Origin of the sequence: Pseudomonas sp. BP01 (assembly GCF_022760795.1) — a bacterium.
Classification (GTDB): Bacteria; Pseudomonadota; Gammaproteobacteria; order Pseudomonadales; family Pseudomonadaceae; genus Aquipseudomonas; species Aquipseudomonas putida_Q.
Genome location: NZ_JAFBKA010000037.1, coordinates 53,448 through 67,144, shown reverse-complemented (window position 1 = coordinate 67,144; position 13,697 = coordinate 53,448). Strand labels below are relative to the sequence as shown.

Below are 13,697 nucleotides of genomic sequence, written 5' to 3'. Positions count from 1 at the left end.
CCCATCATCCGGCCCCTGCGCTTCGCTCCGGGGTCCCCTCGCTCCGGGCTTGCTCCCGGGAGGACCGCGCTGCAGGCCCCATCCTGGGGCCCAGCGCTTGACGGGCATCCATGCCCGTCACCTCCCTACGCAAGCCCTGCGCTCGGCCTCCTGAAGTCGCAATCTGCGTAGCTTGAACTATCGCGCGCTTAGAAGCAGAAGCAGAAGCAGAAACAGAAACAAAAGCGTGAGCTCGCGCGAGCGCTGGGCATCGTGGCAATGCCTGGGCGAACCCTGCGCGCGCTGCGCGGTCTGCATGTGCTAAGCATATGCTTCATACCTTCGCAGGTGGGTTTTGCCCCCGCGCTTGTGTCATCATGCTCCGACCGCCGGTGAGTCCTCCTATAAGCCTTTCTATGAACAAACCATACGCATTGCTGCTTGCCTTCGCCCTGCTCCAGGGCTGCCAGAGCCTGGCCCCGCAAAAGGCCGAGCCTCCCGTCGCCGAAGCCGGCAAGGGCGAGGCGGAAAAGCCCGTGGTGTATGGCTCGTTCAAGCAGGACACACTGTATAGCCTGCTGGTCGCGGAACTGGCCGGCCAGCGCAACCGCTTCGATATTGCCCTGGCCAACTACACCGACCAGGCAGCAAAAACCCAGGACCCCGCGGTCTCCGAGCGCGCCTACCGCATTGCCGAATACCTCGGCGCCGACGAGCCTGCGCTGGACAACGCGCTGGTCTGGGCCCGCAACGACCCGCAGAACCTCGACGCCCAGCGCGCCGCCGCCATCCAGCTGGCCCGCGCCGGCCGCTATGACGACTCCATGGCCTACATGGAAAAGGTGCTGCAGGGCCAAGGCGACACCCACTTCGACTTCCTCGCTCTGTCCGCCGCCGAAACCGACCAGAGCACCCGCGACGGCCTGCTGCAAAGCTTCGAGCGCCTGCTGGTGAAATACCCCGACAACGGTCAGTTGGTGTTCGGCAAGGCCCTATTGCTAAACCAGGACGGCAAGGCCGAAGAGGCGCTGGAGCTGCTCGAATCGCACCCGACGCAAAACGGCGAAATTGCCCCGATCCTGCTGCGCGCCCGCCTGCTGCAAGCCCTGGACCGCGGCCCTGAGGCACTGCCACTGCTGCGCGGCGCAATCCGCGACAACCCGGATGACAAGCGCCTGCGCCTGACCTACGCCCGGACCCTGGTCGAGCAGGACCGCATCGCCGATGCCAAGGGCGAGTTCCTCAGCCTGGTCCAGCAATACCCCGACGATGACGAGCTGCGTTACTCACTGGCCCTGGTGTGCCTGGAAAACAAAGACTGGGATGAAGCCGAAGGCTACCTGCAAGAGCTGATCGAGCGTGACAGCAACGTCGACGCCGCACACCTGAACCTGGGCCGCATCCGCGAAGAACGCCACGACCCCGCTGGCGCCCTGCGTGAGTACGCCCTGGTCGGCCCTGGCCCCGACTACCTGCCGGCGCAGCTGCGCCAGGCCGACATCCTGATTGCCAACGGCCGCGGCACCGAGGCCTCGCGCCTGCTCGCCGAGGCCCGCGAAGCCCAGCCGGACTACGCCATCCAGCTGTTCCTGATCGAATCGGAAAGCTACAGCAACAACAACAAGGACGCCCAGGCCAGCCAGGTGCTGCAGCAAGCCATCCAGCGCTACCCGGACGACCTCAACCTGCTGTACACCCGCGCCATGCTGGCCGAAAAACGTGACGACCTTGGCCAGCTGGAAAAAGACCTGCGCGCCATCATCGCCCGCGAGCCGGAAAATGCCATGGCCCTGAACGCCCTGGGCTACACCCTGGCCGACCGCACCACTCGCTACACCGAAGCCAAGGCGCTGATCGACAAGGCCCACCAGCTGACCCCGGACGACCCGGCGGTCCTCGACAGCCTGGGCTGGGTCAACTACCGCCTGGGCAACCTCGACGAGGCTGAAACCTACCTGCGCCAAGCCTTCTCCAACTTCCCCGACCACGAAGTGGCTGCCCACCTGGGCGAAGTGCTGTGGGCCAACGGCAAGCGCCGCGAAGCCCGCCAGGTATGGGCCAAGGGCTTCGAAGCCCAGGCCGACAGCCCCATCCTGCGCAAGACCCTCCTGCGCCTGACCGGATCCGAGACCCTTTAACGCCATGTTTTTGCGCCATTGCATCACCTTCACCCTGATTGCCCTGCTGGCCGGTTGTGCCGGCTTCGGTAGCCGCGAGGCCCTGCAAGGTCACGGCGACCCGCAGCAGTGGCGGGCCCATAAAGAGCAGCTGAGCAGCCTTGATGGCTGGCAGATCAACGGCAAGGTCGGGATCCGCGCCCCGCGCGACTCCGGCAGCGGCACGCTGTTCTGGCTGCAGCGCCAGGACTATTACGACATTCGCCTGGCTGGCCCGCTCGGCCGTGGGGCCGCACGCCTGACCGGCCGCCCCGGCGGCGTGGTGCTGGAAGTGGCCAACCAAGGCCGCTTCGAGGCCACCAGCCCGGAAGCCCTGCTGGAAGAGCAGCTTGGCTGGCAGTTGCCCGTGTCGCACCTGGTCTGGTGGGTCCGCGGCCTGCCCGCCCCCGACAGCAAGAGCAAGCTGACCCTGGACGGCGACAGCCGCCTGGCCAGCCTCGACCAGGATGGCTGGCAGGTGCAGTACCTGAGCTACACCGAGCAGCATGGCTACTGGTTGCCCGAGCGCATGAAGCTGCACGGCAAGGACCTGGACGTGACCCTGGTGGTCAAGGACTGGCAGCCACGCCAGCTGGGGCACTGATTTCATGCACACGCTCACCCTGCCCGCCCCGGCCAAGCTCAACCTGTGGCTGCATATCATCGGCCGCCGCGCGGATGGCTATCACGAGCTGGAAACCGTGTTCCAGTTTCTCGACCATGGCGACGAACTGAGTTTCGCCGTACGTGACGATGGCGTGATCCGCCTGCACACCGAGATCGAGGCAGTACCGCACGACAGCAACCTGATCGTGCGTGCCGCGCGCAAGCTGCAGGCACAGTCCGGCAGCCCGTTGGGTGCCGACATCTGGCTGACCAAGGTGCTGCCCATGGGTGGCGGTATCGGCGGTGGCAGCTCGGATGCCGCTACCACCCTGCTGGCCCTGGCCCACCTGTGGCAACTGGACTGGGACGAAGACCGCCTGGCCGCACTGGGCCTGAGCCTGGGTGCAGACGTACCGGTATTCGTGCGTGGCCATGCGGCGTTCGCACAAGGCGTGGGCGAACAGCTGACCCCGGTCGACCCTGAAGAGCCTTGGTATGTCGTGCTGGTGCCGCAAGTGTCTGTCAGTACAGTAGAAATTTTTTCACATCCACAGTTGACACGTGATTCCCTCCCCCTTAATATGCGCCCCGTTCCCGAGGGAAACAGTCGAAATGACTGCCAACCAGTGGTAGAGCAGAGTTACCCAGAAGTTCGCAATGCGTTGAATTCATTGGGTAAATTCACTGAGGCTCGACTAACTGGCACTGGAAGTTGTGTGTTTGGGGCCTTCCCAAGCAAAGCCGAAGCTGATAAAGTTCTGGCCCTTCTTTCAGCGACCCAAACAGGGTTTGTGGCGAAAGGAAGCAATATTTCGATGTTGCATCGCAAGCTGCAAAGTCTGGTCAAGAAGTCGAGCGCATAAGCGTTCGCAGCAACAGATACAGGGGCGTCGCCAAGCGGTAAGGCAGCAGGTTTTGATCCTGCCATGCGTTGGTTCGAATCCAGCCGCCCCTGCCATTTTCCTTATACTCATCCAGGTATACCCTCAGCCTTCAGGTACTGCGCGTGTCCAAGATGATGGTCTTTACGGGGAACGCTAACCCCGATCTGGCTCGGCGTGTCGTACGTCAGCTGCATATCCCTCTCGGTGACGTCTCTGTCGGTAAATTCTCCGACGGCGAGATCAGCACTGAGATCAATGAAAATGTTCGCGGTAAAGACGTTTTCATTATTCAGCCGACCTGTGCCCCGACCAACGATAACCTGATGGAACTGGTAGTGATGGCCGACGCCTTCCGCCGCTCCTCAGCATCCCGAATCACCGCCGTGATTCCTTACTTCGGATATGCCCGCCAGGACCGCCGTCCGCGTTCGGCACGTGTAGCCATCAGCGCCAAAGTTGTCGCTGACATGCTCACTGTCGTGGGTATCGACCGTGTTCTCACCGTCGACCTGCACGCTGACCAGATCCAAGGCTTCTTCGATATCCCCGTCGACAACATCTACGGCTCGCCCGTACTTGTCGACGACATCGAAGACCAGCGTTTCGAGAACCTGATGATCGTCTCCCCGGACATTGGTGGTGTCGTGCGCGCACGTGCCGTTGCCAAGTCCCTGGGCGTCGACCTGGGTATCATCGACAAACGCCGCGAGAAGGCTAACCACTCCGAGGTCATGCACATCATCGGCGACGTCGAAGGGCGCACTTGCATCCTGGTAGACGACATGGTCGACACCGCCGGCACCCTGTGCCATGCGGCCAAAGCCCTGAAAGAGCACGGCGCTGCCAAGGTTTACGCCTACTGCACGCACCCTGTCCTGTCGGGCCGCGCGATCGAGAACATCGAGAAGTCGGTACTGGACGAGCTGGTGGTGACCAACACCGTTCCGCTGTCCGCCGCTGCTCAAGCCTGTGACCGTATCCGCCAGTTGGATATCGCACCGGTTGTCGCTGAAGCGGTCCGCCGCATCAGCAACGAAGAATCGATCAGCGCGATGTTCCGCTAAGCGGAACGCGTGTTGATGTGAAGCGCCCCGCCCCAGCATGTGTTGGGGCGGGGCTTTTTTGCCATCCCGTTGGCGCTGGTCGCAAACGCCCTCGGGGGGCTATTTTGGAGAAACAAAATGACTGATTTTATTCTGAACGCCCAAGCGCGTACTGACCTGGGGAAAGGTGCGAGCCGCCGCCTGCGTCATGCGCTGAGCATTCCTGCCGTTGTCTACGGTGGTGACAAAGAAGCTCAATCCCTGACCATCCTGGCCAAGGAAATCACCAAGCTGTTCGAAGACGAAGCTGCCTTCAGCCACGTGATCGAGCTGAACGTTGACAGCGTCAAGCAAAACGTCATCGTCAAGGCCATGCAGCGTCACCCTGCCAAGCAGTTCATCATGCACGCTGACTTCATCCGCGTCGTTGCTGGCCAGAAGCTGACCGCTGTTGTTCCAGTGCACTTCATCAACGAAGAAGCACCGGTCAAGAAAGGCGGCGAGATCTCGCACGTTGAATCGCAGATCGAAGTTTCCTGCGAAGCCAAAGACCTGCCTGAGTTCATCGAAGTTGACCTGGCCAACGCTGAAATCGGCACCATCATCCACCTGTCGGACCTGAAAGCTCCGAAAGGCGTAGAGTTCGTAGCTCTGGCCCACGGTGATGACAAAGCTGTTGCCAACGTTCACGCTCCACGCGTTGCTCCAGAAGCAGAAGGCGCTGCCGAGTAATCCACTCGCACGCCGGCGTTGATCGGGTTACAGTGCCGCGCGCACTGTAACCCACCAACTCCAAGGAAGAGCCCCTGACGTGACCGCCATCCAGTTGATCGTTGGCCTGGGTAACCCCGGCCCCGAATACGAACAGACCCGGCATAACGCAGGGGCTCTTTTCGTTGAACGCATTGCCAGCGCCCAGCGTATTTCGCTCTCCGCTGACAAAAAGTATTTCGGCCTGACGGCTAAGTTCAGCCATCAGGGCAACGACGTTCGTTTGTTGATCCCCACCACCTACATGAACCGCAGCGGCCAGTCCGTGGCGGCCTTGGCCAATTTCTTCCGCATCAAGCCGGAAGCAATCCTGGTGGCGCACGACGAACTCGACCTGCCTCCGGGCGTTGCCAAGCTCAAGCGCGGCGGCGGCCATGGTGGGCACAACGGCCTGCGCGACATCATCGCGCAGCTCGGCAACCAGAACGACTTCCACCGCCTGCGGCTTGGCATTGGCCACCCGGGCGACGCCAAACTGGTCTCCAACTTCGTCCTGGGCCGCGCGCCGCGCGCCGAGCAGGAGAAGCTCGACGCCAGCATCGATTTTGCCCTCGGCGTGCTGCCGGACGTGCTTGCCGGCGATTTCGCCAAGGCGATGCGCGAGCTGCACAGCCAGAAGGCCTGAATTCCTTTAGAGAGGGGAATACCCATGGGTTTCAATTGCGGCATCGTCGGCCTGCCCAACGTCGGCAAGTCCACCCTGTTCAACGCCCTGACCAAGTCTGGCATCGCGGCGGAGAACTTCCCTTTCTGCACCATCGAGCCAAACAGCGGCATCGTGCCGATGCCCGATGCTCGTCTGGCTGCGCTGGCTGAAATCGTCAAGCCAAACCGCATCCTGCCGACCACCATGGAATTCGTCGACATCGCCGGCCTGGTTGCCGGTGCCTCGAAAGGCGAAGGCCTGGGCAACAAGTTCCTCGCCAACATCCGCGAGACCGACGCCATTGCCCACGTGGTGCGCTGCTTCGAAGACGAAAACGTGATCCACGTTTCCAATAGTGTCGACCCCAAGCGTGACATCGAGATCATCGACCTCGAACTGATCTTCGCGGACCTCGACAGCTGCGAAAAGCAACTGCAGAAGGTAGCCCGCAACGCCAAGGGCGGCGACAAGGAAGCCCTGGCGCAAAAGGCCATACTGGAAAAGCTGATCCCGCACTTTACCGAAGGGAAGCCTGCGCGCAGCCTGATGAAGAACATGGCTGACGACGAAAAGGCCGTCATTCGTGGCTTCCACCTGCTGACCAGCAAGCCGGTAATGTACATCGCCAACGTTGCCGAAGACGGCTTCGACAACAACCCGCACCTGGACGTGGTCAAGGCCATCGCCGAGGAAGAAGGCGCGGTAGTGGTGCCGGTGTGCAACAAGATCGAAGCAGAAATCGCCGAGCTGGACGACGGTGAAGAGAAGGACATGTTCCTCGAGGCCCTGGGCCTGGAAGAGCCTGGCCTGAACCGCGTGATCCGCGCCGGTTACGAGCTGCTGAACCTGCAGACCTACTTCACTGCCGGCGTGCAGGAAGTACGTGCCTGGACTGTACGCGTCGGCGCCACTGCACCGCAGGCTGCTGGCGTTATTCACACCGACTTCGAAAAAGGTTTCATCCGCGCTGAAGTGGTGGCCTATGACGACTTCATCCAGTTCAAAGGTGAAGGTGGTGCGAAGGAAGCCGGCAAGTGGCGCCTGGAAGGCAAGGATTACATCGTCAAGGACGGCGACGTGATGCACTTCCGCTTCAACGTCTGATGTAGCCACTGTTTTCACAGCGTCCCATGAGACTGTCCAGCCCTGAGAACAGGTGCAAATCTTGTTCAGGACCGGGCACTCAATACGAAGAAGCCGCGCAATAGCGCGGCTTTTTCGTTTCTATTACATCACTTCAGATTCTTGATCCAGAACCGACGATCATCAACGGTAAAGTTCTGGTCGTAACCCACCAGCGTCAGCAGCGACCCCACATAGTAGAGACCAAACTGGTTCATCACCCAACTGTCCATGGCAGGGTCGCTGGGCAACTTCATATACGGCGGCGTTGGCCCATCGGTGCGCACCTGGCCAGTGGTTTTTCCTGAAATGGAAAAGCTCTTCCAGGTCAACACGAAGTTGTTGGACTGCTTGGGCAGCTCCGGTGCACAAAGGGAAAGATTACTGAAGCGCTCAGGTCGCTTGGCATCGTGCCAAAGCACTGCATCAAAATGAATGCAGTCGGTGGTCTTGAGGGTGAGGCTGCGGCTCAGGCTAAGTTGATCAGCCGGAATCTCCAGGTTAGTGATAACCACCTTGGGCCACTCAGGTGCTCGCCCATCTTTCGAGAGGTTCTGGCGCAAGGCGTTGTACAGGGGTGAACGAACCAAGCTGTTCTTGCTAGCACTCCCCGTCGATGCTGTGGCTGCCTGTTGCAGGTTGGCACCAATGGATTGACCAACCCCATTGAGCGAGTCCAACGCCCCCTGCATTTCGGTTGAAGAACAACCCGTCAGGAAAAAAGGCAGAAGCGCCAAGGCTCGGTATTTCTTCATTGCAATCCCTCGCAAGGTTCATCGTTGAATATTCGAAGCAAGTGTTCATCTGGCGGCTAATGGGCCTGACCTGGCAGTGCGTGGCATGGCAACGCAGGCGCTACAGGCCTGAAAGCGAGGGTAAGATCACCGGGATGAAGAAGAGTTCACTGGGTAGCAGCCGCAAAGGCGTGCTATCGGGAAAGGTAGGTTGGCTGCAGCTCCAAGCTGTCGACGGGGTAGACGGCTTGAGATCGCCGAGGCTGCTTTGCAGCCCTATCGCGACACAAGGCCGCTCCCACAAGTACAGCGCTGGCCATAAGCCAGTGATGGGCCGCAAAGCGGCCCCCGATGTCAGCATCTAAGCTGTAATGGAGCACCCTCCTCCCCCAGAGCCCGCACCATGCCCGAACCACCTCGCGTCGACTGGCAACGCTGGCTGCCAGGCCTGGTCACCCTGCTCCACTACCAACGCGCCTGGCTAGCCAAGGACATCGCCGCCGGCCTGGTGCTGACAACCATGCTGGTGCCCGTGGGCATTGCCTACGCCGAAGCGTCCGGCGTACCCGGTATCTACGGCCTGTACGCCACCATCATCCCGTTGCTGGCCTACGCCTTGTTCGGCCCCAGCCGGATCCTTGTGCTGGGCCCGGACTCGGCACTGGCCGCGCCGATCCTGGCGGTGGTGGTGCAGTACGCCGCCAGCGACCCGCAGCGGGCAATCGCCATCGCCAGCATGATGGCGCTGGTCGCCGGGGCGTTCTGCGTGGTTGCCGGCCTGCTGCGCCTGGGCTTCATCACCGAGTTGCTGTCCAAGCCGATCCGCTATGGCTACATGAATGGCATCGCCCTGACGGTGTTGATCAGCCAGCTGCCGAAACTGTTCGGCCTGTCTGTGGACAGCCAAGGCCCACTGCGGGATATCTGGAACCTGATCCAGGCCTTGCTCGCCGGCCAGGGTCATTGGCCAAGCTTCATGGTCGGTGGCGCCAGCCTGGCGCTGATCCTGCTGCTCAAGCCCTTCAAGCACGTGCCAGGCATACTCATTGCGGTGGTACTGGCGACGCTGGCGGTGAGCCTGCTGGGGCTCGACCAGCAAGGCGTGAAAGTGCTCGGTAAGTTACCGCAAGGGCTGCCCAGCTTCGCCTTGCCCTGGGTCAGCGATATCGACCTGGTGGAGGTGCTGCTTGGCGGCATCGCGGTGGCGCTGGTGTCGTTCGCCGATACCAGTGTGCTGTCACGCTCCTATGCCGCACGCCTGAAAATGCCGGTCAATCCGAACCAGGAAATGTTTGGCCTGGGCGTAGCCAACCTCGCCTCGGGGTTGTTCCAGGGCATTCCTATCAGCAGCAGCGCGTCGCGCACACCGGTGGCCGAGGCAGCCGGCTCGCAAACCCAGCTCACCGGCATTATCGGTGCGCTGGCGGTAACCCTGTTGCTGCTGGTAGCGCCCAACCTGATGCAGCACCTGCCCAGCAGTGCCCTGGCGGCTGTGGTGATTGCCGCAGCAGTGGGGCTGTTCGAGTTCACCGACCTCAAACGTATATTCCGCATGCAGCAGTGGGAGTTCTGGCTGTCGTTCACCTGCTTCGTCGGCGTGGCGGTGTTTGGCGCCATTCCCGGTATCTGCATTGCGGTGGCAATAGCGGTGATCGAGTTTCTGTGGGACGGCTGGCGGCCACACCATGCAGTGCTGGGCCGGGTGGATGGCACCCGGGGGTACCACGATGTGCAGCGTTATCCACAGGCACGACGCATTCCGGGGCTGGTGTTGCTGCGTTGGGACGCGCCGCTGTTCTTTGCCAATGCCGAGCAGTTCCAGAGCACAGTGATGGCGGCTGTAGACGAGTCGCCGACGCCGGTGCAGCGGCTGCTAATAGCCGCGGAACCGGTGACCAGTATCGACATCACCTCGGCAGACATGCTGGCCGAGCTGGACCGGGCATTGGAGGCACGAGGGGTGGAATTGCAGTTTGCCGAGATGAAAGACCCGGTAAAGGACAAGATGCGGCGGTTCGGGTTGTTTCAGCATATGGGGGAAAAGGCTTTTCACCCCACGGTGGGTGCCGCTGTGGATGCCTATCTGGAAGAAAGTGGGGTTGATTGGCAGCCCTAGGTTCCCTGTGCTGGCTGCTTCGCGGACTCACCCGCGAAGCAGCGCACGCCGAACCCGAAGCCGGTCAATCCAGATCAACATGACACTGGCATACACCGATACCGCCAGAAACAACGCCATGCGCACCGCAAACGCCTTGTACACATCCTGCCCACCCGCACTGTCCTGCACCGACTGCCCCAGCAAGATCAGCATGGTGGTCAGGCAACTGACCCAGTACGCCGGGCTCTGCCGGTTGGGCACCGCCTGATACAGCCGCCGCGCCTGCCACAGGACGAACAGCAGCACCCAGAGGAAGAACATCCACAGGTGCACGAACAGGCTCAACGCGCCCCACATCAGTATCGCCAGCAGGCCGGCAAGCAAGGTCGAACCAATCAGCTCTCGGCTGGCGTGGCGCGCGCGGGTTTCGCCCGCTTGTTGCCCCACACTCACTGCCTTCATGATCAGCGGCATGTACTGGTCCGGGGCAATCACCGCCAGCAGAAACGCAGGCATCACGATCAGCGTGGCGCGCAATGCCACCCAGCTGACATGCGCGCTGCCCGGCAGCGGTGGTACCGGTTGCGCCGGTGCTCCCGCAGGTTCGGGAAACAGCACATGCGCCAGCGCCGTGCCCAGCACTGCCAGCAGCATGCCTTTGGCCAGCGCTTCGACCACCGACAGCGCCAAGGTGAAGTCGCTGGTGCCGGCGGCCGCGATCATGGTCAGGCCGACCACCATCAAGTTCGCCAGCAGGCCGTTGCCGCCCTTCAGCGCGTAGCGCAAGGTGAGGAAAACACCCACGCCCACCAGCAATACCCCGCTCACCGGCGCGTGACGCAACAGCGGAACCAGCAATAGCCCGCTGCCACAGGCGAGCAGTACCAGCACCGCCAAGGCCGGCGCCGCTCGCAGAGGCAGTGGCTGGCTGCGCATGGCCAGCAGCAGCACGGCGAACACCGGTGCCAGGATCGGCACCGGCAAGCCGATGCCAAAACTCACTGCCAGGCACAGCGCCACACCCCAGGCCAGGCGCAGGGCCCGCAAGCGGCGCAACTCAATAGGCATAGGACAACCAGCTCATCAGCCACATGAACAGCCGGCCCAGCAGGTTCAGCGGGTTGCCTTCGCTGGGCAGCGCCATGACCTCGGCCTGCCCGCCTACCCGCAGCCCGCGCTTGTCTGACAGCTGATCACGCTCCAGCTCGACAATCACCGGAAAGCGCTGGGCCGAACGCAGCCACTCGCGGCTGTTCTGCACGGTGGGCAATGTGCCCGGCGGGGTGCCCTGGCCCACGCTCACGCCGTAGCCGATGCTGCGGATACGCCCCTTCAACACGGTGCCGGGCAATGCATCAAGCACTACCAGCACCGGGGTGTCGGGGCGCAGGCGGCCGAGGTTGTTCTCGGTCATGTCGGCACTTATCCACACGTCATGGATACTGATCAGGGTCATCATCGGGCTACCCGCCCCGACATAGTGGCCAACGTCGGTGCGCAGGTCGGTGATCAGCCCGTTGGCATCGGCGCGCACCACGGTGCGAGCAAGGTCCAGGCGGGCCTTTTCCACATTGGCCGCGGCACTGCGCAGCTGGGCGTTGTCATCCTGTGCCCCGCCCTGCTGTTCACGGGCGCGCTGCACTTCGGCACGGGCCGCTGCCACCTGGCTGATGGCCTGGTCGCGGGTGGCCTGGGCGCCTTCCAGGCGGCGCACCGATACCGTGCCGGGGTCCTCATCGATCAGGCGCTTGAGCCGCTCGGCATCCTGTCGCGCCTTGCGCTCGTTGGCCTGAGCGGCCACCAGCGCTGCCTGGGCCGAATCGATGCCGGCGGTACTGGCGCCGATCTGCCGGCGCACCGTATCGAGGTCTGCTTCGGCGCGGGCCAAGGCAATGCGGTACTGCTCCTGGTCCAGTTCGAACAGCACATCGCCCTGGCGCACTTCCTGGTTGTTGCCTACTGCCACGCGCTTGATCTGCCCTGCCACCTCGGCGGCCACCGGTACCACGTAGGCCTGCAGGCGGGCCTGCTGGGTGTATGGCGTGAAGCGGTCGGCCAACAGGTACCAGAGCAGGCTCACGGCGATCAGCAGCAGCACCCAGCGCATGCCGCGATCAGGGGCTGACGGGGGCGTGGCGTCGCTCATTGGCTTTCACCTTGTGCATGTGCGGTGGGGGCTGGCGGGCCGAGCAGGTCGCCCCAATCAGTGCGTTGCTGCATCTGCTGACGCGTGGCCGGGTCGATCGGTGCGCGGCGGGTGTCCCAGCCACCGCCCAAGGCCTTGTACAAGCTCACCAGGCTGCTGACGGCGTTGCCGCGGCTGACCAGGTAGCCATCCTGTTGTTGCAACAGCAGTTGCTGGGCGTCGAGCACGCGCTGGAAGTCGGCGAAGCCTTCGCGGTACTGCGAGCTGGCCAGGTTCAGCGAGCGTTGCGCAGCTTGGGAGGCCTGGTCGCGAATGGTTGCACTCTGCAGCGAGCGCACCAGCCCGCTGGCGGCATCGTCGGCCTCACGGGCGGCTTCGCGCACGCTCTGGTGGTACAACTCGATCAGTTGCTGCAAGCGGGCATCTTCTACCCGCACGGCATTCTTGCGCCGGCCATAGTCGAACGGGTTCCAGATCAGGCTGGGCCCGGCGGCGATGTCGAAGGTATTGGGCAGGTGGCTGGCCGAGACGAAGCTCCAGCCGATGCTGCCCAGCAGGCTCAGCTGGGGATAAAGATCCGCCTCGGCCACGCCGACCAACGCCGATTGCGCCGCCACTGCCTGCTCGGCGGCGCGGATATCCGGGCGGCGCTGCAGCAGGCTGGCAGGTACGCCCTGCAGCACTGCGCGGTCTGGCAGCGGCAGCTGGCCATGGCCGGGCTCCAGCTGCGGCAGCGGCCCGGGTGGGCGGCCCAGCAACGAGCACAGCACGTTACGCAGGGCGTTGAGCTGGTTCTCGAATTCGGGGATGGTGGCCAGGGTTGCCAGGTATTGAGTGCGCGCTTGCTGCCAGTCGAGTTCGTCATTTTCGCCATGGCGGAACAACCGTTCGGTGATCTCCAGGCTGCGCGCCTGGCGCTTGCCGTTCTCTTGCGCGATAGCCAGCCGCGCCTCCGCAGTACGCAGGGCAAAGTAGGTGTCGGCCACTTGTGCACGCAGCAGCAGCATGGCGTCGGCATAGTTGGCCTGAGAGGCGAAGTACACGGCATCGGCGCTTTCTATGGCGCGACTGAAGCGGCCCCAGAAGTCGATTTCCCAGCCAATGTCGAAGCCGACACTGGATTGCCAGAACACCGAGTCGCGCGCAGTGGCAGTGCCGGACTGGTTCTGCTTCAGGTACAGACTCTGCGCACTCAGCTGCTGCAGCTGTGGATAACGCCCGGTCTGCACGATGGCCAACTGGGCGCGGGCTTCAGCAATGCGCAGGCCAGCCACGCGCAGGTTGGTGTTGTTGGCATCGGCCTCGGCAATCAGCGCATCCAGCTTCGGGTCGGCGAATACCGCCCACCACTGGCGCAGGTCGGGTGTTGCGGCGCTGCGCCCTGCCTGCTCCAGCAAAGGCGTGCTCCAGCCGTCCAGCCACGGGTGTTGGGGCTTTTCGAAATCCGGGCCGACTTGGGTGCAGCCGGCCAGCACCATCAGCAACCCCAGGCCATAGCAGTGGTTGGGCATG

The 13,697-nt window shown here is 62.8% G+C and carries 12 protein-coding genes and 1 tRNA gene; 9 read left to right on the top strand and 4 right to left on the bottom strand.

The features are described from left to right. The first annotated feature begins 395 nt into the window (after nucleotides 1-395). The 8 genes from JOY50_RS24930 to ychF all read left to right on the top strand — a co-directional run bounded on the left by JOY50_RS24930 (nucleotide 396) and on the right by ychF (nucleotide 7,189). Entirely contained in the window at nucleotides 396-2,117 is a 1,722-nt protein-coding gene (locus tag JOY50_RS24930) for a tetratricopeptide repeat protein (RefSeq protein WP_019470985.1), read from the top strand. 4 nt (nucleotides 2,118-2,121) lie between these two features. Continuing rightward, entirely contained in the window at nucleotides 2,122-2,739 is a 618-nt protein-coding gene (gene lolB, locus JOY50_RS24925) for a lipoprotein insertase outer membrane protein LolB (protein ID WP_243056024.1), read from the top strand. Between the two features lie 4 nt (nucleotides 2,740-2,743). Then, nucleotides 2,744-3,604, top strand: a complete 861-nt coding sequence (gene ispE / locus JOY50_RS24920) for a 4-(cytidine 5'-diphospho)-2-C-methyl-D-erythritol kinase (protein WP_019470987.1) — start codon at nucleotides 2,744-2,746, stop codon at nucleotides 3,602-3,604. 20 nt (nucleotides 3,605-3,624) lie between these two features. Beyond that, nucleotides 3,625-3,699, top strand: a tRNA-Gln gene (locus tag JOY50_RS24915). Nucleotides 3,700-3,747: 48 nt separating this feature from the next. Beyond that, a complete protein-coding gene (locus JOY50_RS24910; protein WP_003247410.1) occupies nucleotides 3,748-4,689 on the top strand; it encodes a ribose-phosphate pyrophosphokinase in 942 nt (313 codons plus the stop codon). A 117-nt stretch (nucleotides 4,690-4,806) separates the two neighbouring features. Beyond that, nucleotides 4,807-5,400 (top strand): 50S ribosomal protein L25/general stress protein Ctc, encoded by a 594-nt coding sequence (locus tag JOY50_RS24905; protein ID WP_243056023.1) that lies wholly within the window; start codon nucleotides 4,807-4,809, stop codon nucleotides 5,398-5,400. Nucleotides 5,401-5,479: 79 nt separating this feature from the next. Then, nucleotides 5,480-6,064 carry an aminoacyl-tRNA hydrolase gene (gene pth / locus JOY50_RS24900; protein ID WP_132846694.1) on the top strand — a complete coding sequence of 195 codons (585 nt, stop codon included), beginning with the start codon at nucleotides 5,480-5,482 and terminating at the stop codon, nucleotides 6,062-6,064. Between the two features lie 24 nt (nucleotides 6,065-6,088). Continuing rightward, nucleotides 6,089-7,189, top strand: a complete 1,101-nt coding sequence (gene ychF, locus JOY50_RS24895) for a redox-regulated ATPase YchF (protein ID WP_016484859.1) — start codon at nucleotides 6,089-6,091, stop codon at nucleotides 7,187-7,189. Nucleotides 7,190-7,317: 128 nt separating this feature from the next. Here ychF and JOY50_RS24890 read toward each other — a convergent pair whose 3' ends face one another. Further along, nucleotides 7,318-7,962 carry a hypothetical protein gene (locus JOY50_RS24890; RefSeq protein ID WP_243056022.1) on the bottom strand — a complete coding sequence of 215 codons (645 nt, stop codon included), beginning with the start codon at nucleotides 7,960-7,962 and terminating at the stop codon, nucleotides 7,318-7,320. Between the two features lie 382 nt (nucleotides 7,963-8,344). Between JOY50_RS24890 and JOY50_RS24885 the strand changes: the two genes are divergently transcribed. Next, complete coding sequence (locus JOY50_RS24885; protein ID WP_243056021.1) at nucleotides 8,345-10,057, top strand: SulP family inorganic anion transporter; 1,713 nt, start codon at nucleotides 8,345-8,347, stop codon at nucleotides 10,055-10,057. 27 nt (nucleotides 10,058-10,084) lie between these two features. Here the strand turns inward: JOY50_RS24885 and JOY50_RS24880 are convergent, their stop codons facing one another. Genes JOY50_RS24880 through JOY50_RS24870 form a run of 3 tightly spaced genes read right to left on the bottom strand, consistent with a single transcriptional unit; the run spans nucleotide 10,085 to nucleotide 13,696 of the window. Continuing rightward, nucleotides 10,085-11,107, bottom strand: coding sequence for a DUF2955 domain-containing protein (locus JOY50_RS24880; protein WP_132846696.1), 1,023 nt, complete (start codon nucleotides 11,105-11,107; stop codon nucleotides 10,085-10,087). Then, nucleotides 11,097-12,185, bottom strand: a complete 1,089-nt coding sequence (locus tag JOY50_RS24875) for an HlyD family secretion protein (RefSeq protein ID WP_243056020.1) — start codon at nucleotides 12,183-12,185, stop codon at nucleotides 11,097-11,099. Before JOY50_RS24875 ends, JOY50_RS24880 begins: the two co-directional genes overlap by 11 nt. Continuing rightward, a complete protein-coding gene (locus tag JOY50_RS24870) occupies nucleotides 12,182-13,696 on the bottom strand; it encodes an efflux transporter outer membrane subunit (protein ID WP_132846698.1) in 1,515 nt (504 codons plus the stop codon). The genes JOY50_RS24875 and JOY50_RS24870 overlap by 4 nt, the downstream gene beginning before the upstream one ends. Nucleotide 13,697: the final 1 nt, after the last annotated feature.